Genomic DNA, 20,470 nt, shown 5'->3' with positions numbered 1-20,470 from the left:
TCAGTCACGCCCGTGCTGCGTAAGGTGCCGCCAGCCAATGATGAGGAGCCGGACATGAGCGACCTGCAGGAACTGTTCGACAACAACGCCCGCTGGGCCGAAGCCATCAAGCAGGAAGACCCCGACTTCTTCGCCAAACTGGCTCGCCAGCAGACCCCCGAATACCTGTGGATCGGCTGCTCCGATGCGCGAGTGCCGTCCAACCAGATCGTCGGTCTGCTGCCGGGTGACCTGTTCGTCCACCGCAACGTCGCCAACGTCGTGCTGCATACCGACCTCAACTGCCTGTCGGTCATCCAGTTCGCCGTCGACGTGCTCAAGGTCAAGCACATCCTGGTCACCGGCCACTACGGCTGTGGCGGTGTGCGCGCCGCGTTGCACCACACCCAGCTCGGCCTGATCGACGGCTGGCTGCGCACCATCCGTGACCTCGCCTACGAATACCGCGACCACCTCGCCCAGTTCGAAAAGGAAGAAGAGCGCGTCGACCGCCTCTGCGAGCTCAACGTCATCCAGCAGGTCGCCAACGTCAGCCACACCAGCATCGTCCAGAACGCCTGGCACCGCGGCCAGAAGCTCTCCGTGCACGGCTGCATCTACGGCATCAAGGACGGCATCTGGAAGGACCTCAACGTCACCGTCAGTGGCCTCGACCAGTTGCCGCCGCAGTACCGCCTGCGCCCGCTCGGCCAGTCTTGAGCCGACGCCTTTGCGTCATCCCCGGTGACGGCATCGGTCGTGAGGTCGTACCCGTCGCTGTGGAGATCCTGCAGCACCTGCTGCCCGGCCTGCTGGTAGAAGAAGCCGAAGCTGGCTGGGACTGCTTCCAGCGCCACGGCACCTCCGTCCCTGATGCGACTTATGACAGCCTGCGCGCCTGTAGCGCCGGGCTGTTCGGCGCCGTCTCCTCGCCCAGCCACAAGGTCGATGGCTACCGCAGCGCCATCCTCAGCCTGCGCCAGAGGCTGGCGCTGAACCTCAACCTGCGCCCTGTGCGCTCGCGCCCAGTCGTATCGCCCCGCGCCGGTATCGACCTGCTGGTCCTGCGGGAGAACAGCGAAGGCCTCTACAGCGGCCGCGAGTACTGGGAAGCCGAAGGCGTCGCCATCGCCGAGCGAGTCATCAGCCGCGCCGCTTGCGAGTGCCTCGCCGCTGGCGCCGCCGAACTGGCCCGCCTGCGCCAGGCCCGGCGCATCACACTCGTGCACAAGGCCAACGTTCTGCCGCTCACCTGTGGCCTGTTCCGCGACACCTGTCGCGACCGGTTGGCCGAAGACGGCTGGAGCGACGTACTCGACGAACGCCTGGTCGATGTCGCCGCCCTGCAACTGGTCGAGCGTCCGGAGGCCTTCGACCTCATCGTCACCACCAATCTCTTCGGCGACATCCTCTCCGACCTCGCCAGCCACTGGGGCGGCGGCCTGGGTCTGGCGCCTTCGCTTAACCTCGGCACGGGCATCGCCCTGGCCGAACCCGTCCACGGCAGCGCCCCCGATATCGCTGGCTCTGGCCGTGCGAACCCACTCGCCGCCATCCTCAGCGCCGGCATGTTGCTGCGGCATTACTGGCAGTTGCCGGAATTGGCAGATCACATCGATGGGGCGGTGGATGCGTTCCTGCAGGAAGAGGGGAGTGTGGATTTCGGGAATGAGACGACGCGGGTGATTGGGCGGGGAGTATTGGAGCGGTTGAGCCAAACATCGAGTCATTGAGCGCGCTCGCTGTTGTGCTAGCGTGCTCTATCTCTAAAGAGACATCTGCGCACACATGACGCTGCTGATACTCGCTCTCGCGCTGTTCGTTCCGCCACTACTTCTGTTCTGGCGGGCCCCAAGTTTTACCTGGCCGATGCGCTACCTGCTTGCCGTCATACCTGCAGCCTGTACCGGAATCGGCTGGCAGCTGGGCTCTTGGGGGTATACCTACACCAACTGCCAGGGTGGAGCGAAGAACCTGCATGACTGCCTGGCCGGTGGTGTGGACATCACTGCCTGGGTTGGCTACGGGCTGCTCCTGATGATTCCCTTCCTGTTCCTTGGTGTGCCACTGTCGCTGTGGTTTCTGCTCGACACCGCCGCCAAGCACCTGGGCCAGTCCCGTTCGCCGTATTGACGTCGCTGGGTATACCGGCGAACTAAGCTCAAAGCACCACTCTTCTCACGGTGCCCGGCATGTGCGGACGCTACGTCAGCCCCGAAGAGGCTGCCATCGAACGTTACTGGCACATCGGCGCGCGCACACCGCGGCGCTGGATGACGGCCTGCTACAACGTCGCCCCGACCATGAGCGTGCCCATCCTGCGCAACGACGAAAGCGGCCAGCTCGAACTGCTCCCTGCCCGCTGGGGCCTTATCCCTACCTGGTGGAAGCAATCCACTCCTCCACGCTTCTCGTTCAACGCTCGCAGTGAAGAAGCCGCCGGAAAACCCCTCTGGCGCCAGGCCCTGCGCAGTACCCGCTGCCTCATGCCTGCCCTGGGCTGGTACGAGTGGAACGAGAAGGAGACTCTGCGCAACGCTGCCGGCCGTCAGGTCCATCAACCTTACTTCATTCACAGCCCCAGCAACCCCGTCATAGCCGTCGCCGGCCTCTGGTCCCTGTGGATAAATCCCAACGGTGCCCCCGTCCTCTCCTGCGCCCTGCTGACCCGGTCCGCCGTGCCCAGCATCGAGCACATTCATCATCGTATGCCCGTGGTGTTGACGTCGGAGAGCTTCGAGGAATGGTTATCCGCTGCTACCTGCAGCGAAGCGCTGGGCGATTTGATTCACCATGCGCGGGGAGACTTTACGGGGTACCGGGTGTCATTACGGGTGAATGACACGAGAAATGATGCGGAGGAGTTAATCGAGGATGCCGAATGAGTCGAGCGCGTAGACTTTCCGCAGGCAAAAGAAAAGGGGTTTAGCTGTCGCTAAACCCCTTTCGAGAGATGGTGGCTACACCGGGACTTGAACCTGGGACATCAGCATTATGAATCGCATGAGAGTCACCCTGTGCCACCTCGAAGCCTTGTAAGTCGGGCCTTTCAGCGTGGACAAAACCCCACTTCAACAGGCTGTTTCTGACAATACCCCCGATGTAGTCACCCCAGAGGCTTTACCGATACTGGCACCTCGCGCTAGGGTCTGGACCACATAGTGGAGCGGTAGGCGGAAATGGATTTGTCGATTCCTGGGGCCAAGGAGGAGCGTGCCAAGCTCAAGCGCCTCCATCAGATTCTGAATACTTCCGACCTTGTCCCCGATCAGGCGTATCGGATGTCCTCGGGTCTCTACCCCTTGGTTAGCTTCGTCAACCACTGCATCGGGCTCTACCTCAGCAAGAATTACGACGTCATTCCGTTGTTTCTCGCCCGAGCCCACGCCTTCATGCAGGATCGACCGTTGCAGCCCAATGCCGCCGCGTACTCCAAGTGGGTGGATATCTATCTGCGTCAGATGGCGTATGTCTTGAAACACTTCACGGGTACATCTGCTGAGCTGCTGGCGCTTCATTTGCCAGCGGAGCTGATGGACGCCGGGCCGCAGGACATTCCCGAATGACCCGCCCGCAGATCGTTACGATTGATCTTGGTGACGTGCAGGGTAAAGAGGAGCTGCATGAGTGTTTGGCGCAAGCCCTGAAATTTCCCGATTGGTATGGTCGGAATTGGGACGCTTTCTGGGATTCCATCACGGGATTGGTGGATATGCCGGAGGTGTTGGAATTCCAGGGGTGGTCCGCATTTTCCGTGACTATGCCGCAAGAGTCGAAGCAGCTGATGGACCTGCTTGGCGAGATGAATGAGAAATACCCGACTGAGGCACCGAAGGTCATTTACCGATGATCAGCCATTAGTCGCATGAGAGCCTCTAGGCCGCCCAAAAACTCAGTAAACCGGGCCTTTCCTGGGCGACGAAGCCTCATTTCAACCGGCTGTTTCTGACAATTGGCCTTATGTAGTCCCCTTAGAGTCTTTACGGGTACTGGCGTCTCGCGCTAGCTTCGACATGGCCACATGCCATGTACGGATGCACGCAGGGAAGGACCATGGGACTGGATGACCGCGAATGGATGCGTCGCGAAAGTAGTGAGCGGCAGCGAGAGGGGATAACTCGGAAGCGGCGCAAGGCCTTTCGTTGGAACGCTCTGCACCTGTTTGGCGGCATGGTGCTGCTTACAGTCCTCACGCTGACCTGGCCTCTTCTCCGTTCTTTCGTAGATCGTCTCTCGACCCCTGCGCCCGTCGAAGAGAGTATTCCGATTGCCGAAGATCCTCAGGACCTTCCGGCACCTCCTTCTGAAGTAGCCCATCGCTCAACCGCGCCAGAAGCCTCAAATCGTCGCTCACTGCGCGATTGCTTGAACGGTGGGAATGCCATCGATGAAAACGTGATCCGTTGCCAGAACGGCGGCGAGCTGCCGCGCGTCCGTACTCCGCAGGTAGCGTCTGAGCCCCAAGGCATGGTGTCTCAGGAATACCTAGCGCAGTTTCAGGCCGAGCGGGACCAGCGAATAACTCGGCAGGGCAGTGCTCAAAATTACACCCAGGAGCGTGATTCGCAGTGGATAAAGAGCTGGGGTGGTGGCAGTGGCTATCTAGCTGAGTGGGTTGTAGTTAACAACGTGATTGACGGTGGATCTGTCTGCCGGAACCAGGGCTGGGGTTCCGTTGAGTATCGAGAATGCCGAAAGGGAGCGAAGGTGCACTTTCGGGAGCAATGCCGAGCTTGGGCAGCTCGGGCTGGTAGAGATCGTGCGGATAGGAGCTATCTGATGAAGGAGCGGTATTGCACAGCGGAAAGCTCGTTTAGCCCGATGGGTTAATTTATAACGGTATTTTCTGAGTGGTTTATTTTTCTTTTTATTTGGAGGAAATGTATGCATGAGCTTTTTAAGAAGCTAAAAGATGAGCTTGAAGGCCTTTCTTCTGATATTTACTCCGCCATGCCTAATGATGAGGCTCTCAATATTGCGCATAATAATTGGAGTTTTCCGGGGCTCAATAGGGAGGACTTGCGTGACTATATTAAGGGGGTGGCCACTCTTATTGCGGATAATGCAGGGGAAAGCACCAATGGATATGATAACTATCTAACCAATAGTGTTGCAAAAATAAAGTTCATGAGAGCTAATACAGCTCCTCAGGTTTGGGGTAACGGATTAGCGGTTGTTAATTCATTGCATTCTACGTTGGAGCTGTTACGAGGAACTTTGATATCGGAAGTTTTTGAAGCAGACTTGAAAGCGGAAGCCGCTCGATCTCTTCGGAAATTACAAAAAGAAATTAGAGCTATGGAGCTTCGCGTAAAAGAGCTGACTCCGAGAGCTTCTCAAATGGAGGGCTTGATCACAAGGATTGAAGAGGTTCATGAGGCTGCAGAGCAGTTTCCGTCCGATATAGAGTTGTTGAGAGAAGACAGAGATAAGATCAAAAAGCTACTGGGGGATGCTGACTCTGATCGTGTCAGAATAAAGTCTATTCGTGATAGCGCTGAACATGTTGATAAGTCGTTGAGTGACAGTAAAAAGGATGCAGATGAAATAATATCTCGCTGCGAGACAGCGTACTCATCTGCTACTTCTGTTGGCTTGGCGGCGGCATTTCATGAGCGCTCTATAGAACTCAATTCTTCAGTTTGGAAATGGGTTTTTGGATTGGTTGGGGCGTTGGTAATTGGAGGAGTGGTCGGCTCAATTCAACTCCATAGATTGAGCGAGTTGGCGATGCAGCCTAATGTTTCGCAGTCGATGGTTCTATTGAATATTCTCCTTTCGGCAATCTCGGTCGGTGGACCAATTTGGTTTGCATGGCTGTCTACTAAGCAGATTGGTCAAAGGTTTCGATTGTCCGAGGACTATGCTTTTAAAGCGTCAATATCAAGAGCATATGAGGGTTTTAGGCGGGAGGCTGCCAAGATAGATAAAAATATGGAGGCAAGTTTATTGGCGTCTGCGCTAACTAGATTTGACGAGTTGCCTCTTCGCTTGGTTGAGCAGGCAACTCATGGTAGCCCATGGCATGAGTTGCTATCTTCAGACTTGATAAAGGATGCCTCTAAGTCTATCCCCGGATTTGTCGATGCTGTTAAGGAGCTGGCAAAAGTAAAACTTAGTAAAGGTGACTCGGTGTCGAGCGCGACAGTCACACCGATCGTTGCAGCAACCCAAGGCTCGACTACTGACTCAGAAAAAATAGGTTGATCTCTATTTTGAGTCTATTGTTTTTCAGCTTTCTTTATGAGCGTCGCCCGTGACTTGGGGGAATTATCTGAGGGGTCGTCAACGAGGGCTTTGGCGTTCCTCGTTGACTGACAGATCGTGAGCGGATAAGAAACGTGATTTTTAGGGGTTATCTTAGTTTTGACGCTGATGGCCGAATTGAACAATCTATTACCCGTGAGGTGATAGTGTGCTTTGGATTGCTAGGTTTGCTTGCTAAGTCTTTTAGGAAATTTCTTACGTCTTCAATTGATCGCCCTTTAGGTTCAGAATAAAATTTACCTTCTATATCCTTGAACCACATTAGAATAAATATTCCATGCATACATGGGATCGAGTCCATGTACATTGGTAGTTGACGGCTGATTCCAGCTTTTAATTCTTTGTGCTGTGCAAGCTTGAACTCCGCTGCGATAGATATCGGTTCGGAGTTCGCTGTGGCGGCGAATCTGAAATCTAAAGAGCCTGAGCCTTCATCGCTTTCCCGTATTACATGAACTCCAAATGGCTCCAATGCCATCTGTAGCAGTACATGGAGAGTGGGCTGAATTTCTGTTTCGGACTTGGGTGATCTTGGGACTTCAAGCTCCTTGCCGTCATGTTTGATTGTTCGAGACCCATCCCAAAATGGATGAACTAGTCGGCGAGTTTCAATGTGATGTGTAAGTACTTTATCAATTGCGGATAGAACTAGAGCGTTTAGTTCTTCTTCGCTGCTAGGTGGCTCAGGGTGTTCCCTTCTTAGAGCGATGAGAGCTAAGCTTAGCGTTTCTCTCGATTTTCCTAGGAAGTAATCTGCCACGGCGTCCTTGAACGCGTTTTCAGTTGTGACAAGGCTAATAGTCTTGGCTATGGTGCGTCTAGGATCTTTATTCTCGTGAGTCGTATGTAAAGCAGTTACTTCTGAAGCGGATACTACTTTGCTGTTCGGAGATAATTTTTTTATTATTCGATTTGTAGCGATTAATGCTGAGACCTTTTCTGGCATTGGGTTTAATCCCAATATTTCCATGCGCTCTCTTTCATCCTCGGTCATCGGTGTGCCAGGGCTCCTGGGGATGTCGCCGTCTAGTCTATAGGGGAACACTACCTCTACTGCGACACATGGGTATTGTCCTCGGTTATCCGTTAGGTACTGTGTGGGGACAAAAGGCTTTCCTTTTTCGTCAGGAACTAAGACGAAATGTCTTGATTCTCTAAGTATTAAGTCTTCATGCTCGTTTTTAATGTGTATAAACTTGACTTGGATTTTTCCATGCTCCGAGTCTAGTTCATAAGTTCCGGGCTTTATTTCATCTGTGCTGAGCGGTACTATAAACCATATTTTTGTTGAAAGATCTTTGATGCCAGCGCTTGTGATGTCTTCTTTTCTTCCTTGCGTGAAGTTCATAGACTGAATGTCGATTGGTATTTCAAATGCGCTGCGCATCTTAATTCCTTTTTTGTGATGAGATTCAGGCTTGTGCGTGTTGGTCTTCTTTTTCTAGGTTTTAAGTTCTAATACGCTTAACCTCAGCGGGAATAGGGGGTATTTCCATTGTCGGATTTCTGAGGATATAGTCGTCCGACTGAAACGCGTACTGACTGGATCCAGTGCCAATAAGAAAATGCTGAAAATGGAGCGCCCTGTTTACTTGTCAGCTATGTCTACCTGCTCTGGGAGGGGTATGGCCTGGGATTAGTATTTTACCTCACGTTTTCCTGGCGGATTTCTCTCGGGCAAACCAACGCCTAGCGACCTTCTGGGTAATCTCTATCCCGCGTCTTGTCCGGCCAAGTTTCGGTGGGCCTCATCGTATTCAGGGCTGGTTTGGCCGCTTTCAGGCGCAACCTCTCCAGTCACCAGCCAAAGGGCGTAATGGGGAAAAAGGGCTATCACGGCCTCGATTTCCGCATCGGTGATACGTGCCTTTCCGTTGCGCACGTTTCCCCACCGGTAACGATCAATACCGGTTTCTTTCTCGAACCAGACGCTTGTCCGCTCCTTGTTGAACAAGGTTATAAGGCGGTCTTTTATCATGCCAAAATATTCTACTTAGTAGATTGTACTCAGTAGCAATCTAGATATATGGTTTGCCTTACTTAGTAGATATTACTCAGTAAGTGTAATTTTTATTATAGGGCAAAACCATGGAAGAGTCTGGAATAGTGGGGTTCACCGTCACGGGGGCGATGGAAAAGGTCACGGACTTCCGCACCGCTCCGTTCTGCTCCCAGGCGGTATTCGCTCAGATGCTGGGCCTAGAGGACATCACGGAAGACGTGGTGCGTGGCTGGGTCGAAACCAAGACCGTGCCGACCGCCAAGATTGGCCGCCGCCGCGTCATTAATCTCCACAAAATCCGCCGCGACCTCGACCGGGGTAAGTCGATCTTCTGCCAAGGAGACTACGACGATGAGTAACCGCTATCTGGTTGAGATGTGCACCTTCCACGGTCCGACCCGCCAGCGCCGTTGGCACCGTGTTCATCAAGGCACTTCCCGCGTGGAATGCCAGCAATGGATTGATGAAGCCGTCTCCGGCTTTCCCTCCAATGCCGAAGCTCCGCGCTCCTGGAGCCTGACTCGTGAACGTGCCCTGCAGGGCTACCGAGTGCGTGGGGTGAGGGCATGAGCCATGAACCTACTCCGCGCCTACCAGGGCAAGCCGCATGCATCGGACTGCGACTGCTCTGTCTGTTGGTCCCGTCGCGAACTGGCGAAGCCCGTAGTCTCCCAGTCCACACCCTGCACCGAGTGCCGCCCTACGCGAGTCTTCACGGTCGTTACCACGATGGCCAAGGTCGCGGGAGTGTGGCGCTCGATCCACTCGACGTACCGGGTGGAACCGGGTTTTACCTGCGCGAAACACATGCCCGCGCTCCGTCCCCCGAAGTACTGGCACGTTATCTACGACAGTGGCAGGCCGACGCCCTTCGTCCCTGTGCGCGAGCCGTTCGAGCTGGAGGGCTGAGCCATGTTTGATGAAGTTTTCAATTGGCTGCTCTTCTTCTTCGGCCCCTTGGGCCTGCTGCTGATGCTGGTGGCGGCGGTTTTCGAACCATCGAAGAAAGACCTCAAAGCCGAGCTCGTCTTTGCCGATCCTGACGGTAGCCTGCGCACCACCACGGTGTTGCTGCTCGCCCTAGCCATTGCCTGCGCAAAGGCCAATCAGGTCCAGGGCCGCCGCACCGGCTTGTCCGAACGCGCTTTTTCGTTCGGACAAACGGAGCGCCGGGCGAAGCGCACCCTTGACCGTCCCCCGCCCTGAATAGCCTCCGCTCGGGAGTGAGGGGCAGCACCACCGCCCCGCGCTCCTGAGCCCTCGGCGGCGAGAGCGGGATGACAAGGGCAGAGCCCTTTGTGTTGCCCCCACTCACCGCCCGCACCACCGCAAAACCCAGGCACCACCACACCCGCTGAAAGACGGCCACCAACGCGCCCAATTTGCAGCAGCGGGCCAACTCATGCCCGAAAAAGGCAAAGGAGCTTCACATGAATATGTTTGCAACCACTGGCGGCGTAGTCGAACTCTGGGTCATCCAGACCGACACCTTCACTTCGAAAACCTCCGGCGAAGTCTTCGCCAGTGTGCAGGCCATCTCGCCGATTCCCGAAGGCGCTCGCGGCAACGCCAAGGGCTTCGAAATCACCCAGTACGACATCGAGCCGACCCTGCTCGACGCCATCGTCTTCGAAGGCTCCCCGGTGCTGTGCAAGTTCGCCACCGTGGTCCGTCCGACCAAGGACCGCTTCGGCAACACCAAAAACACCCAGGTGCTGACCGAACTGCTCGCCACCGGCAAAGACGTGCACACCCCGGCACCGAGCCGCCAGCAGCAACCCCAGGCACAAGCCCAGCGCCCAACCCAGCCGCCGGCCAGCGACAAGCCCGCCGCTGATAAACCCTCCGACAGCAGCAAGTCCTGACGGCGAGGGTAGGTAGATGAAAGCGCCGCTCCGTTTCGCCTTCGGCTGGGTTCTCTACGTCGCCATCGTCTGCGCGGTGTCGCCGGTCGTGCGGGCGGTGCGCGAGTTCCTACAACCCTACCCGCTGGATTCCGTGATCGCTGTGGTCGCGGCGGCGTTCGCCTTCTTCGCCCTGTGGTGGTTCGTCCTGCGCTCCTTCTGGAGCTGGTGCGACCGTCCGCGCAAGGAGGCCCGCTGACATGTCAGGCGTGGTTGCCGTTCAGGTCTGCACCAGTTGGGCGTCCACGGCGGACGGCCTGATGCACTGCCAGCAGATCGAATGGCAACAGGCCTATCTGATTCCGCCCGAGGCCGCTGGAGCAATTGAAATCCTGGTCAACGGCGGGTTCTCCCTGGAGGCCTTCAGCATCGGTGCTGCGGGCGTTCTCGGAGCCTTCGTGACGGGGCTTTTGACTGGCTGGGTCGCGTCACTTCTTCGTAAAGCCAAGTAGAGAGGAAACACCCATGAACGCACTGCAAAAACTCAACCCGGTAACCGCGCTCCGCAACCTGTGCATCGCCGGCACCGTCACCGCCGTGACTTCGGTTCCGGCCTTCGCTGCCAGTGTCATCGACACTAGCGCGGTCGAGCAGGCCATCACTGACGGCAAGGGGGACATGTCCAACATCGGCGGCTACATCGTCGGTGCCCTGGTCATCCTGGCCGTCGCAGGCCTGATCTACAGCATGTTGCGCAAGGCGTAAGTGCTCTGGTCGGTGTGGTTGGGGGCCTTCTTCGCCGGGGCCTTCATCACGGGCTACCGATGCGGCGAATTCTTCTGACCCCACCCATGTGGCCGAACCTGGACCCCGCTTCGGCGGGGTTCTTTTTATCTGGAGGAACCATGCGGCTGCATCTTCGACTCGCCATCGCCGCCCTGGTCTTTCTGCTCAGTAGCGGCGCTTACGCACTGACGCCGTACCACTGGATTTTCAGCGATCGGAGTGGCCCGAACTTCGACTCTCCGGCGTCCGCCTGCTCCGACACCTTGGCGTACCTGCAGCGAATCAATCAGGGCGCGACAGTCAGTTATTCCGGCTATGTCATGGTGGGTGCAGACAAAGCCTCCTGTAACTTCTCGGTGGCCTGGCCCAGCACAACGGTTGCTGCCTCGCAGGGTTTGACCCGCGTAGGTGATGGCTGCGCTCAGGGCAGTGAGTACAACCCGGCAACCGCTGCCTGCGAGATCCAGCGCCCGAGCGACGCCGAGTGCAAGACCCGCGACAAGTACACCAAAGCCGTGCAGTTCGTCTTCACCGATGGCGGCGCGGTGCTTGACCTCGATCCGGAAATCAAAGACGGCTGCATCTACGAACCCGGCTCGCCAGAGAACTGCAACGACAACGTCTGCACCGTCGATATGAACCCGGTCGGCAACGACGACATGTCGGATAACCCCGACAACCCTGACCAGCAGCTGCAGGACTACCTCGACCAACTCGCCAAGCAATTCAAGTGCGAGAAAACCGCCAACGGCACGGTCGGCTGCACTGGCGCGCAAACCACCCCTCCCGATATCGACCCCGACGACAAATGCCCGGATGGCTATTCGTGGTCCGGCACCGCCTGCTTCCCCACCACGGGCGGCGGCAACGAAAACCCCGACAACCCCGGCGGTAATACCGGTGGCGGTGATGGCGGAAACAATGGCGGCGACGGCGGCACCGATCCGGGCACGGGCAACGGCGACGGCGGTGGCTCAACGGGTGGTGGCACGGGCGGCGGGGATGGCGGCACCAACGGCGGCGAGGGCCCGAAAGAGACCTTGGCGCAACCCAAGCAAGGCAACTGGGATGACGCGCTAACCACCTGGGAAGCCAAGGTCGCCGAAGCGAAAAAGGAGTTCTCCGAGAAGATCAAAGAGAACGCCGACCAGCTCAAGGGTGTGTTCGATCTGAACCTCGGCGAGGGCGGCGGCAAGCTCCCCTGCGACACCTTCGTGGTCTGGAAGAAGACCGTCAGCCTCTGCTTCACCGAGTACGAGGAAAAGCTCTCCTACCTGCGCTACGCGCTGATGTTTATGGCATCGGTGCTGGCCGCCTTCGTCATTCTGAAGGAGTGACCCTCATGGAATGGCTATCCAGCTTCTTTGACCAGATCGTGCTGTTCCTTCAGTGGATTTGGGACTTCCTCACCCAGGGCATTTACGACTTCATCAAGGACGGTTTCGTGGTCGCCACCCAGTGGGCCATGTACAGCGCGCTCCAGTCGTTCCTGTTCCTGCTCGATGTCAGCTACACCGTGGCGCGCGAGCTGATCGACAGCCTCGGCGTCTCCAACATGGTCCGCTCCATGTACGCCACGCTCCCTGGACCGCTGGCGGCAGCGCTGCAATTCCTCGGCGTACCGCAGGCGCTCAACATCATGTTCTCCGCCCTGGCCACGCGCTTCTGCATGCGCTTCGTGCCGTTCATAGGGAGGTGAGTGAATCATGTCCATCAAGATTCACCACGGCCCCAACGGCTCGTACAAAACCTCCGGCGCGATCCAGGACGATGCCGTCCCCGCGCTCAAGGACGGCCGCGTCATCATCACCAACGTCCGGGGCTTCACCCTGGAACGGGCCTACACCGTGTTCCCAGATCTGCCCAACACCGCGCAGATCATCAACCTCGATCTGGAGTCGCTGGCCGACCTCGAAAAGATGCGGACGTGGTTCCAGTGGGCACCGCGGGGCGCGTTCCTGATCTTCGACGAAACCCAGCTGCTGTTCCCCAAGTCCTGGCGCGAACGCGATCTGGAGAAGTTCGACTTCCCCGGTGGTCCCGAAGCGGCACACGAAGCCGACCGCCCCATGGGCTGGCTCGATGCCTGGACCCGGCACCGCCACTTCAACTGGGACATCGTCCTGACGACGCCGAACATCAGCTACATCCGCGACGACATCCGCATGACCTGCGAGATGGCCTACAAGCACTCCAACCTCGCAGTGATCGGCATCCCTGGTCGCTACAAGGAGGCCCAGCATGACGCCCAGCTCAACCGACCACCTGCAGACGGCACCATCGTCGAATACAAGCGAATCAAAAAGCAGACCTTCCGCCTCTACCAGTCCACCGCCACCGGCAAGACCCAGGACACCAAAGCCGGCAAGAGTCTCTTCCGGTCGCCTAAGTTGGTTCTTCTACTGGCACTGCTGGCCGGCACTATTGGCTTTGTCAGCTATATGGGACCTCTCAAGGTCGTCGGTGGCGGGGCTCAGCAAAAGCCTGATCCAGCCGATCCTCAGCCGGCTGGCTCGGCTCATCCTCAAGGGCCTGCTGTACCTGCTCAAGCGCCTGTTGCTGCGAATCGCGCTCTTTATGCTGGTGCTGTTCTTGGCCAATCAGGTGTTCCGGCTCTTCCACTAGCTGAGCATCCCTTCGCGGGCCGGCAGATCGCAGTGGCGGCCCGCGTGAAAGGGCTGGTGAAGGGCATGCAGCGCGAGATGTACATGTTCGTCATCACCGATGCCGAAGGGCGCCGGCTGATGCTCAATTCCTGGCAGATGGGCGAGTCCGGCTACGGCGTAAAGGCCCGCTCCGAATGCGTGGCCGAGCTCTCCTACGGTGAGTACCACGAAACCATCGTGTGTGCCGGAGCCTTCCCCAAGCCGGCGCAGATGCCTGCCACCGCGCCCGCAATGGCCGCTACCGCACCGCCAGCACCCGCACAGCCCACGCTCACCATCGTCCCCGACTCCGAATACCCGGCACGCCCCTGGAGGACCCAATGACCCTACACGGCCTGATCAACGCCCTCGGGCTGCTTGCACTCGCCTATGCGCTCGGTTTCCTCACCGCCCTGCAGGTCATGCAGCCGGTGTCGGCGTTTCCGTTTTGAGTCGGCGAGACGCGCCGCCGGCCGGGAGCGCCAGGCACGAGCGGTAGGCCGAAGGCGCGGCCGACGACCCTGTAACACGTCGGATAGCTAACGAGTAAGCACCTCAATAAACCTCATTGAAGGTACGAAAGAATGAAAAAGGCAGTTCACCCCCTCCGCCTGATCCTCAAGGAGACCGGGGATTTTTATGAGTCGTCCGAAGGACGGATTTTCATGGACCCGAGCAACGGCAGATTCGCCGACCTGTCGGGTGTGCGCTTGCTGCGCTGTGGCGTCGATACGGTGCGGCAGCTGTACAACGGCATGATCCGCCCGGAAGTGATGGCGCTGTTCGATGAGCCGGAAGACATCGTCAACTTCGCCGGCTACAAGTGGGCCAAGGGCCGCATCGGTCGGGACTCGGGCTACCAGTACCGCCTGCAGAACGCCGACATGGGCCTGATCCTGCTGATCAAGAACCACAACGTGAAGCTGGAGAACATCGGCCCGCACCTCAAGATTGAGGTGTCGCCCCACGCCCTGGATGGTGCCGATCCGAAGATCCTGCAGGGCGTAATGGATGACCTGGGCGCAGGCGTTCTCTCCGCCTGCGAGGTGAACCAGTGCGCCGTCCACATCGCCCTCGACGTCCAGGGCTGGACTCCACCGGCAGATTTCGTGGATCGCATGCACTGCCGCTCCCGGCGTGTTCGCCAGATCAGCGGCATCGACCGCATCGAGTACGACGGCAACGCCTCGGTCTATGGGCGTGGTGAGACCTTCATGTTCGGCTCGGCCAATGGCCTGCAGATGTGCCTCTACAACAAGACGCTGCAGGCGAGAGCGACCGACAAGCTCGACTATTGGGAGTCGGTGTGGGCCTCCCTGAACGGCGATCCTTTCGGCGATGGCGAACCCGCCTTCAACCCGCTGGAAACGGTATGGCGCATCGAGTTCCGCTATCACCACTCGATCATCCAGCAGTTCTCCGAAGGCTCCACGATGACCTCTGGCGAGGTGATCGGCTGCCGCACCTATGAGGGCCTCTGCCCGCACCTGCAAGGTCTCTGGCAGTACGCCTGCGACAACTACAAGCTCATTTCCCGGGAAGGGATCTTCGACGCCTTCTGGTCGCTGATCAGCCTCGACACCAAGGTCCAGGTGGAAGCCGATCCGCTCATCGAGCGCACCGAGTACCGCCGCTACTACAAGACCGCGCAGGGCTTCTCCGGCAAGAACTGCGAGATGTTCCTGGGCCAGTTCGCCAGCCTGATTGCACGGGAGCGCATCCCACCAAAAAAAGCGCTTGAGGTCGGGAGAACGCTTCCCTTCTGGCATGTGATCGAAGACCACTACACCGCCAAGGGCTACAGCACTCGCGACCTCGAAAAGCACGTCATCGGATTGATCAACGATCGCTACATCAGGCGGGGCTACGCGATATGACCGCGCGCAAGGATGGGAAGACGTGGACGGCTGACTTCTACGAGAACGGCCGCTCCGGTCGCAGGATCCGCAAGAAGGGCTTCGCCACCAAGTCCGCAGCCATTCGCTACGAACAGGACTTCTTCACCGTCCTGGGCGAGACAGGCCGCCCGCTGGATGATCGCCTCTCGGATCTGGTGAAGGTCTGGTACGACCTCCACGGCTGCACCCTGAAGGATGGCAAACAGCGCCTGGCTCGCTGCCAAGCATTGGCTGAACGCCTTGGAGATCCGCAGGCCTTTGAGTTCGATTCGCTCGCGTGGGCACGTTACCGGCAACGTCGTCTGACTGAGGTGAAGCCGGAGACGGTCAACCATGAACAGCGTTACCTGTCGGCCATCTTCTCAGAACTGATCCGTCTCGGTTCGTGGCACAAGGCGAACCCGCTGGCCAATGTCCGGCAGATCAAGACCGATCAGGTCGAACTGACCTTCCTCACCCTGGATCAGGTCGCCCAGCTCCTCGAGGAGTGCAAGGCCAGCACGAACAACCATACGTACCCGGTAGCTCTCCTGTGCCTCGCAACAGGTGCCCGCTGGGAAGAAGCCGAGAGCATCGCCCGCGGGGCTGTGCATGGGGGAAAGGTCCACTACCACCGGACCAAGAACCGTCAGAGCAGGTCAGTGCCGATCCCGGCCGAACTGGAGCAACTGATGTTCAAGGTGGGCATGCCTGGAACCGGCCGCCTCTTCATGTCCTGCCGCGCCGCCTTCCGTTGCGCCTATGAGCGCTGCGGATTCCAGACGCCAGGGCAACTGACCCACATCCTTCGCCACACCTTTGCGAGCCATTACATGATGGGAGGAGGGGACATCCTCACGCTGCAGCGGATCCTGGGGCATTCGTCGATCACGATGACCATGCGGTATGCGCACTTGTCGCCGGAGCATTTGGAGTCAGCGATGCGCTTGTCACCAATCGCGCAGGTCAAAATCACATTGGGCAACTAAGTTTAGGGAAAGTCATTCCTTGTAGTTGCTACAGGTTGCCGACGTAATAATTCCGCGACTGGCCCATATTTGGAGGCCGAGGTCCGTGAAGTCATAGCAGCTCTTTACGTCGCCATCATCGAACGCGACGGTCGTCTCGGTATCATCTGCCACCTGTTTGAGAAGTGTGCCTAGTTCGATGATGTTGGCACCTATAAAATTCAGGCCCTTGTACCAAAAGTCTCGATACGAGGTGATTGATACGACCAGCCCGTCTTCGGTGTTAATGTATGTGTCGCCGGTCTTGTCGATGTATGAGCTCCAATCGTCCTTTGAACTCGAAACTTCATCGTACGAGAAACCATGTTGATCGATGTGAGTTTCTATAGCTGATCCGATAGCTACAGATCCTAGGCTTTTGTTGGGCACCCATGTCCACAGTTCTGTTTTCAGCATTGCAAGTGGTCGATGTCGATTTCTGATCTTACGAATCCGGCAAATTCCGACATTTCAGGGGGTATTGTAAGTGAAGGGGTTCTCTGTTTGCCCTCTATGATTATGGTTATCTTGGCCCGCCCGGTTTTTGCAATTTCTCGAATTCTATCTTTCGCCTTTACTAGCGCTGGTTCGAGAGACCTCCAGTGCTCCAGAACTTCATCTGAAGGGGATTTTGATCTGATAGACCAGATATTGCTCTTAGGAAGCCCAAGTGTCGGGCTTCTCTCTCCTTGCAATAGCGCTATGTCGGGAATTATTTCAAGAATTTTTGAAATCTCCTTTGGAGAGATGGTAGTACCTAGCAGTTGAAAGTCTATCTGTAGGCTTGGGCTTTCCATCATCATCTCCATGTTAGTATTGTGCTTGAGTTGGGTCAGTATCTTCTGATATATAAGTAGGTGGTCTCTTTGGTTTGGGTCGAATTTGAAGAGGGGCACTATTGGAACTCTATGGTGCCCCTCTTTGATTGAGTGGAAATTTACTTCATGAGTGCTTTTAGGGGTAGGTTGTGGGGAGTAATTCGAAAGCCGTTTCGAGATACTCCATCAATTGTAGTGCTTCAGTTTTTGTGGCTACAGTGACATCGTTTAGGGCTAGCATTATCAGTTGGTCAGCCCGATTCGCGGCGATTACTCGGTCGGTGACTTTTAGAATTCCGCTGAAGCCTATAGACGGATCAAGTACTTGATCAGTATGCGGAAATAGAAATGAAATGGAATCTCCTATTTGAGGTGCTAGGATCGTCTCGATTTCACCCGTCACACTTCCAAGTGCACCATCTGTAAGCGTGAGTATGGAAAAATCTACAGATACTTTCATAATGGTGTACTCGGCACGAATAGAGTTGCGAAGGCGGCCTTTTCTGCGGTCATGTCACATCCCATCTTATCTCCTAGAGATATCATCGCTGCAATGTTAGCGAGACGCCCGTTCAGGTCGCTTGCATGCGTATCCCAGCCGGTAGTGCCGTACATTTTACCTGGGTCATTCAGCATGTTGTTCATTTTCAACCGAGCCATTGTAATTGCCGTTTGAGCTGAAGCCTTGATTGCGGCACAAGGGTCGTCAACATTCCGACAAGATCTATCATAGTGTCTCTTTTCTAGAGGCGACATATCTGCTGGCCGAGATTTTGTTGCTGATGACCCAGAGACAAGTGCCCCACCAACGAGCGCGCCTGTACCCCAGAACGCGGCGCTGCCTGCTGTTGCGCCTCCCGCCCCCTCTAAAGCAGCGAGGCCGATGGCGCAAAGAGGGGTTAGCGGGCCGCACAGCCCTAAAGGATCGGAAGTTGAAAGCGGATTTCCTTGAACATAACCATAGGTATTCAAGCCCCCCGCGAGCCCAATCGGATCGCTCTGCACATACCGGCCGGTTTCCGGATCGTAGTCTCGGAAGTAGTTGTAATGCAGTCCGCTCTCGGTGTCGTAGTACTGTCCAGCAAAACGGAGATTCAGTACCGTCTGTTGCCCACTCCCCAGTGGATCCTGATTCGGTGCGCCGTTGCCGAAGGCATCCGACTTCCACTCCCACACTAGATCCCTCGTTTCAGAGGTTGCTAAGCGTGGCGTGTTTAGGTGGTCGCTGTGCAGGTAGATCACGCGTGGCGTGGCACTGCTCTGTTTCTCCACGCTGGCCAGCGGCATGCTGTCCAGCCACAGGTAGGCTTGGCTGTGCTGCTGGGCGCCGGAGCTGTTGTAGTCGGCCTCTGCCAGTAGTTGGCCGTCCGGACCATGCAGGTAGGTGGTGAATCCCTGTCCGGTGAGCTTGGCCACACGCTGGCCGAGGCTGTTGTAGCGATACTCTGCAACCTGCTGGCCGTTAATCTTCACTGTTGCCAAGCGGTTCTGCGCATCGTAGCCGAGCAGTCGGCTGGCACGGTCCTGGGTCAGGTTGCCGGCGGCGTCGGTGCTGACGGTCTGTCCGTCGATGGCGATCAAGCGGTTGCTATCACTGGCGTACTGATAGGCCGTGGTCGCTGTTGCGCCGTTCTCGGTGACCTGGTGCTGTGTGCGGTTCCCTACGCCATCGTAGCTGTAGCTGCCTTGCTTGCTGGCGGTGTTCTCACTAGTCAGGCGGTCTAGCGCATCGTAGCCGTAGCTCAGCGTGCCCCAGATGTTGGTGGCCAGTTCGGTGATGTTGCCGTTCGCGTCACGCTGGTAGTCGTTACGCCAAATGCCGACGTCCTGGCGGGTGAGTTGGTAGTCCTGGTCGTACTGTCGGTTGAGCTGGATGCCATTGGCCCAGGTCAGTTGTTGGAGCGGGCCGAAGGGCAGGTAGCTGATGCCGCTGGCCACATTGGTGGTGCTGCCGCCATCGAGGGCGAGGGTCACGCTGGCGACCTGTCCGCCCGCATTGCGTGGATATCCCACTTGCACAGCGCCCGGATACCCGATGCCCATTAGCTGGTTAGCGGCGTCGTACTGGAAGGTCACGGTGTCCGCCAGCGTCTGGCCGTTGATGCTCAGGCTGCGAGCCTGCTCGATCAGGTTGCCGCGGGCGTCGTAGCGGTAGGCGAGGGTGCCGCTACCGTCCTGGATCGCGGTCAAGCGGCCGATGCCAACGTTGCCACCCGCCGTTGCGTCGTAGCTGTAAGTGGCGTCCAGTGCCGGCGTGGCGGGCCAGTGACGGGCTGTCAGTCGGTTCAGCGCGTCGTAGCTGAAGGTCACGACTACACCACGAGCATCTGTCTGTTTGGTGATGTTGCCGGCGGCATCGTACTCGAAGGTGCTGGTGCCGCTGTCCGGGCTGATCAGCTTGGTCAGGTTGCCCAGGCCGTCATACTCGTAGCGCGTAGTGACGCCGCGCGGATCCTGTACCTTGGTCAGGTTGTCCTGGGCGTCATAGCCCAGCTTGGTGACGCCATTTAGGGCGTCGGTCTGGCTGACCATTCGATCCAGGGCATCGAAGCTGCTGGAGCTGCTGAACTGCCGGGGATTGGTGTGGCTGGTGGGGTTGTCGTTGAGGTCGTACTGGTAACGGTCGGTCTGCGCGCCGGCGCCGACCGAGCGCAGAAGGCGGCCCAGTTCGTCGTACACCCAGGTTTGCTGCTGCTTGAGCGTGCCGCTGGCGTCCTTCAGCCGCTGCGCAGTGCGCTTGCCGGCGACATCAACGTCGTATTCCACGCGCTCGCCGAGGTTGTTGGTGATCGCGGTCAGACGACGCGCCGGGTCGTAGGTGTATTGCAGCCAGCTGCCGTCGGCACGGGTGATCTTGGTCAGTTGTCCGACCGCGTCGTGCTGGAAGCTGGTGGTGCTGCCGGCGGTTGTGATGCTCGCCAGCTTGGGATCGACGCCGCTGTAGGTCAGGGTACTGACCACGCCGTTGGCGTCGGTGAGGGTGCTGGGGTTGCCGCGCTCGTCGTAGTTGCCGAGCAGGGTTTCCTGTCCCAGAGCGTTAGTGACCTTGGTGAGGTTGCCCTTGGCGTCGTAGGTGTAATGGGTGACGTCCTGCACATCGGTGCGTGGGCCGTCGGCTGTTTTGATCAGTCCCTGGGCAGTGTAGGTGTAGTTCCAGCTACGGTCGGCCGCTGTTGCGGACAAAGCGATGCCGCAGGCAAGGGCGAGCGCGCCCAGCCTGTACATAGGATGTACCTGCATGATGA

Annotated in this window: 25 protein-coding genes; 20 read left to right on the top strand and 5 right to left on the bottom strand. The window is 57.6% G+C overall.

Annotated features, from left to right (window positions below; genetic code table 11):
* Positions 1-54: 54 nt before the first annotated feature.
* The 7 genes from can (at position 55) to ACKI1H_RS31040 (ending at position 6,186) form a co-directional block, all read left to right on the top strand.
* Positions 55-699: a carbonate dehydratase gene (gene can, locus ACKI1H_RS31070; protein WP_017519617.1), complete on the top strand. Its 645-nt coding sequence runs from the start codon at positions 55-57 to the stop codon at positions 697-699.
* Positions 696-1,712 carry an isocitrate/isopropylmalate dehydrogenase family protein gene (locus tag ACKI1H_RS31065; RefSeq protein WP_440467316.1) on the top strand — a complete coding sequence of 339 codons (1,017 nt, stop codon included), beginning with the start codon at positions 696-698 and terminating at the stop codon, positions 1,710-1,712. Before can ends, ACKI1H_RS31065 begins: the two co-directional genes overlap by 4 nt.
* A gap of 55 nt (positions 1,713-1,767) precedes the next feature.
* The gene (locus tag ACKI1H_RS31060; RefSeq protein ID WP_440467315.1) at positions 1,768-2,112 is read left to right on the top strand and encodes a hypothetical protein; all 345 of its coding nucleotides are present in this window, start codon (positions 1,768-1,770) and stop codon (positions 2,110-2,112) included.
* Positions 2,113-2,171: 59 nt separating this feature from the next.
* Positions 2,172-2,864, top strand: coding sequence for an SOS response-associated peptidase (locus tag ACKI1H_RS31055; protein WP_440467314.1), 693 nt, complete (start codon positions 2,172-2,174; stop codon positions 2,862-2,864).
* 294 nt (positions 2,865-3,158) lie between these two features.
* On the top strand, positions 3,159-3,545 hold the full coding sequence (locus tag ACKI1H_RS31050) for a hypothetical protein (RefSeq protein ID WP_138527015.1): 387 nt from the start codon (positions 3,159-3,161) through the stop codon (positions 3,543-3,545).
* Entirely contained in the window at positions 3,542-3,829 is a 288-nt protein-coding gene (locus ACKI1H_RS31045) for a barstar family protein (RefSeq protein WP_138527014.1), read from the top strand. The genes ACKI1H_RS31050 and ACKI1H_RS31045 overlap by 4 nt, the downstream gene beginning before the upstream one ends.
* 1,034 nt (positions 3,830-4,863) lie before the next feature.
* The gene (locus ACKI1H_RS31040; protein WP_440467313.1) at positions 4,864-6,186 is read left to right on the top strand and encodes a hypothetical protein; all 1,323 of its coding nucleotides are present in this window, start codon (positions 4,864-4,866) and stop codon (positions 6,184-6,186) included.
* Positions 6,187-6,334: 148 nt separating this feature from the next.
* Here the strand turns inward: ACKI1H_RS31040 and ACKI1H_RS31035 are convergent, their stop codons facing one another.
* On the bottom strand, positions 6,335-7,633 hold the full coding sequence (locus tag ACKI1H_RS31035) for a hypothetical protein (protein WP_440467312.1): 1,299 nt from the start codon (positions 7,631-7,633) through the stop codon (positions 6,335-6,337).
* A 324-nt stretch (positions 7,634-7,957) separates the two neighbouring features.
* Complete coding sequence (locus ACKI1H_RS31030; RefSeq protein ID WP_440467311.1) at positions 7,958-8,224, bottom strand: DNA-binding protein; 267 nt, start codon at positions 8,222-8,224, stop codon at positions 7,958-7,960.
* Positions 8,225-8,334: 110 nt separating this feature from the next.
* On the opposite strand from ACKI1H_RS31030, the gene ACKI1H_RS31025 reads away from it, so the two are divergent.
* The 13 genes from ACKI1H_RS31025 (at position 8,335) to ACKI1H_RS30965 (ending at position 16,389) form a co-directional block, all read left to right on the top strand.
* On the top strand, positions 8,335-8,607 hold the full coding sequence (locus tag ACKI1H_RS31025; protein WP_045217776.1) for a hypothetical protein: 273 nt from the start codon (positions 8,335-8,337) through the stop codon (positions 8,605-8,607).
* A complete protein-coding gene (locus ACKI1H_RS31020) occupies positions 8,600-8,818 on the top strand; it encodes a hypothetical protein (protein ID WP_138526970.1) in 219 nt (72 codons plus the stop codon). Before ACKI1H_RS31025 ends, ACKI1H_RS31020 begins: the two co-directional genes overlap by 8 nt.
* A gap of 3 nt (positions 8,819-8,821) precedes the next feature.
* Positions 8,822-9,157, top strand: coding sequence for a lysogeny maintenance protein PflM (gene pflM, locus ACKI1H_RS31015; RefSeq protein WP_138526971.1), 336 nt, complete (start codon positions 8,822-8,824; stop codon positions 9,155-9,157).
* A gap of 3 nt (positions 9,158-9,160) precedes the next feature.
* Complete coding sequence (locus ACKI1H_RS31010) at positions 9,161-9,454, top strand: hypothetical protein (RefSeq protein ID WP_138526972.1); 294 nt, start codon at positions 9,161-9,163, stop codon at positions 9,452-9,454.
* 224 nt (positions 9,455-9,678) lie between these two features.
* Positions 9,679-10,113, top strand: coding sequence for a DNA-binding protein (locus ACKI1H_RS31005; protein ID WP_138526973.1), 435 nt, complete (start codon positions 9,679-9,681; stop codon positions 10,111-10,113).
* Positions 10,114-10,129: 16 nt separating this feature from the next.
* Complete coding sequence (locus ACKI1H_RS31000) at positions 10,130-10,351, top strand: hypothetical protein (protein WP_138526974.1); 222 nt, start codon at positions 10,130-10,132, stop codon at positions 10,349-10,351.
* A gap of 1 nt (position 10,352) precedes the next feature.
* A complete protein-coding gene (locus tag ACKI1H_RS30995; RefSeq protein ID WP_138526975.1) occupies positions 10,353-10,604 on the top strand; it encodes a hypothetical protein in 252 nt (83 codons plus the stop codon).
* Between the two features lie 13 nt (positions 10,605-10,617).
* Entirely contained in the window at positions 10,618-10,857 is a 240-nt protein-coding gene (locus ACKI1H_RS30990; protein ID WP_138526976.1) for a major capsid protein, read from the top strand.
* A 140-nt stretch (positions 10,858-10,997) separates the two neighbouring features.
* Complete coding sequence (locus tag ACKI1H_RS30985) at positions 10,998-12,215, top strand: hypothetical protein (RefSeq protein WP_440467310.1); 1,218 nt, start codon at positions 10,998-11,000, stop codon at positions 12,213-12,215.
* A 5-nt stretch (positions 12,216-12,220) separates the two neighbouring features.
* Positions 12,221-12,577, top strand: a complete 357-nt coding sequence (locus tag ACKI1H_RS30980) for a DUF2523 family protein (RefSeq protein WP_081520099.1) — start codon at positions 12,221-12,223, stop codon at positions 12,575-12,577.
* A 7-nt stretch (positions 12,578-12,584) separates the two neighbouring features.
* Positions 12,585-13,868 carry a zonular occludens toxin domain-containing protein gene (locus ACKI1H_RS30975; protein ID WP_440467309.1) on the top strand — a complete coding sequence of 428 codons (1,284 nt, stop codon included), beginning with the start codon at positions 12,585-12,587 and terminating at the stop codon, positions 13,866-13,868.
* A gap of 239 nt (positions 13,869-14,107) precedes the next feature.
* A complete protein-coding gene (locus ACKI1H_RS30970) occupies positions 14,108-15,400 on the top strand; it encodes a hypothetical protein (protein WP_138526963.1) in 1,293 nt (430 codons plus the stop codon).
* Positions 15,397-16,389, top strand: a complete 993-nt coding sequence (locus ACKI1H_RS30965) for a phage integrase (RefSeq protein ID WP_138526962.1) — start codon at positions 15,397-15,399, stop codon at positions 16,387-16,389. The genes ACKI1H_RS30970 and ACKI1H_RS30965 overlap by 4 nt, the downstream gene beginning before the upstream one ends.
* A 12-nt stretch (positions 16,390-16,401) precedes the next feature.
* Here the strand turns inward: ACKI1H_RS30965 and ACKI1H_RS30960 are convergent, their stop codons facing one another.
* The 3 genes from ACKI1H_RS30960 to ACKI1H_RS30950 all read right to left on the bottom strand — a co-directional run bounded on the left by ACKI1H_RS30960 (position 16,402) and on the right by ACKI1H_RS30950 (position 20,465).
* The gene (locus ACKI1H_RS30960) at positions 16,402-16,824 is read right to left on the bottom strand and encodes a hypothetical protein (protein WP_440467308.1); all 423 of its coding nucleotides are present in this window, start codon (positions 16,822-16,824) and stop codon (positions 16,402-16,404) included.
* Positions 16,818-17,303: a DUF4279 domain-containing protein gene (locus ACKI1H_RS30955; RefSeq protein WP_440467307.1), complete on the bottom strand. Its 486-nt coding sequence runs from the start codon at positions 17,301-17,303 to the stop codon at positions 16,818-16,820. Before ACKI1H_RS30955 ends, ACKI1H_RS30960 begins: the two co-directional genes overlap by 7 nt.
* A 378-nt stretch (positions 17,304-17,681) precedes the next feature.
* Positions 17,682-20,465, bottom strand: coding sequence for an RHS repeat-associated core domain-containing protein (locus ACKI1H_RS30950; protein WP_440467306.1), 2,784 nt, complete (start codon positions 20,463-20,465; stop codon positions 17,682-17,684).
* Positions 20,466-20,470 lie beyond the last annotated feature (5 nt).

The sequence above is a fragment of the Pseudomonas sp. YH-1 genome, assembly GCF_051990045.1.
Lineage (GTDB): Bacteria > Pseudomonadota > Gammaproteobacteria > Pseudomonadales > Pseudomonadaceae > Pseudomonas > Pseudomonas nicosulfuronedens.
Note: the sequence above shows the minus strand (reverse complement) of the source record. Positions and strands in the feature narration are given on the sequence as shown.

Coding starts and splice junctions, on each gene's coding strand:
- ACKI1H_RS31045 (WP_138527014.1), top strand. CDS start 3,542: ATGACCCGCCCGCAGATCGTTACGATTGATCTTGGTGACGTGCAGGGT.
- ACKI1H_RS30990 (WP_138526976.1), top strand. CDS start 10,618: ATGAACGCACTGCAAAAACTCAACCCGGTAACCGCGCTCCGCAACCTG.
- ACKI1H_RS30985 (WP_440467310.1), top strand. CDS start 10,998: ATGCGGCTGCATCTTCGACTCGCCATCGCCGCCCTGGTCTTTCTGCTC.
- ACKI1H_RS31060 (WP_440467315.1), top strand. CDS start 1,768: ATGACGCTGCTGATACTCGCTCTCGCGCTGTTCGTTCCGCCACTACTT.
- ACKI1H_RS31030 (WP_440467311.1), bottom strand. CDS start 8,224: ATGATAAAAGACCGCCTTATAACCTTGTTCAACAAGGAGCGGACAAGC.
- ACKI1H_RS30970 (WP_138526963.1), top strand. CDS start 14,108: ATGAAAAAGGCAGTTCACCCCCTCCGCCTGATCCTCAAGGAGACCGGG.
- ACKI1H_RS31035 (WP_440467312.1), bottom strand. CDS start 7,633: ATGCGCAGCGCATTTGAAATACCAATCGACATTCAGTCTATGAACTTC.
- ACKI1H_RS31050 (WP_138527015.1), top strand. CDS start 3,159: ATGGATTTGTCGATTCCTGGGGCCAAGGAGGAGCGTGCCAAGCTCAAG.
- ACKI1H_RS31020 (WP_138526970.1), top strand. CDS start 8,600: ATGAGTAACCGCTATCTGGTTGAGATGTGCACCTTCCACGGTCCGACC.
- ACKI1H_RS30995 (WP_138526975.1), top strand. CDS start 10,353: ATGTCAGGCGTGGTTGCCGTTCAGGTCTGCACCAGTTGGGCGTCCACG.
- ACKI1H_RS30960 (WP_440467308.1), bottom strand. CDS start 16,824: ATGCTGAAAACAGAACTGTGGACATGGGTGCCCAACAAAAGCCTAGGA.
- ACKI1H_RS31025 (WP_045217776.1), top strand. CDS start 8,335: ATGGAAGAGTCTGGAATAGTGGGGTTCACCGTCACGGGGGCGATGGAA.
- ACKI1H_RS30950 (WP_440467306.1), bottom strand. CDS start 20,465: ATGCAGGTACATCCTATGTACAGGCTGGGCGCGCTCGCCCTTGCCTGC.
- ACKI1H_RS31005 (WP_138526973.1), top strand. CDS start 9,679: ATGAATATGTTTGCAACCACTGGCGGCGTAGTCGAACTCTGGGTCATC.
- ACKI1H_RS31040 (WP_440467313.1), top strand. CDS start 4,864: ATGCATGAGCTTTTTAAGAAGCTAAAAGATGAGCTTGAAGGCCTTTCT.
- can (WP_017519617.1), top strand. CDS start 55: ATGAGCGACCTGCAGGAACTGTTCGACAACAACGCCCGCTGGGCCGAA.
- ACKI1H_RS31000 (WP_138526974.1), top strand. CDS start 10,130: ATGAAAGCGCCGCTCCGTTTCGCCTTCGGCTGGGTTCTCTACGTCGCC.
- ACKI1H_RS30980 (WP_081520099.1), top strand. CDS start 12,221: ATGGAATGGCTATCCAGCTTCTTTGACCAGATCGTGCTGTTCCTTCAG.
- ACKI1H_RS30965 (WP_138526962.1), top strand. CDS start 15,397: ATGACCGCGCGCAAGGATGGGAAGACGTGGACGGCTGACTTCTACGAG.
- ACKI1H_RS31055 (WP_440467314.1), top strand. CDS start 2,172: ATGTGCGGACGCTACGTCAGCCCCGAAGAGGCTGCCATCGAACGTTAC.
- ACKI1H_RS30975 (WP_440467309.1), top strand. CDS start 12,585: ATGTCCATCAAGATTCACCACGGCCCCAACGGCTCGTACAAAACCTCC.
- ACKI1H_RS31010 (WP_138526972.1), top strand. CDS start 9,161: ATGTTTGATGAAGTTTTCAATTGGCTGCTCTTCTTCTTCGGCCCCTTG.
- pflM (WP_138526971.1), top strand. CDS start 8,822: ATGAACCTACTCCGCGCCTACCAGGGCAAGCCGCATGCATCGGACTGC.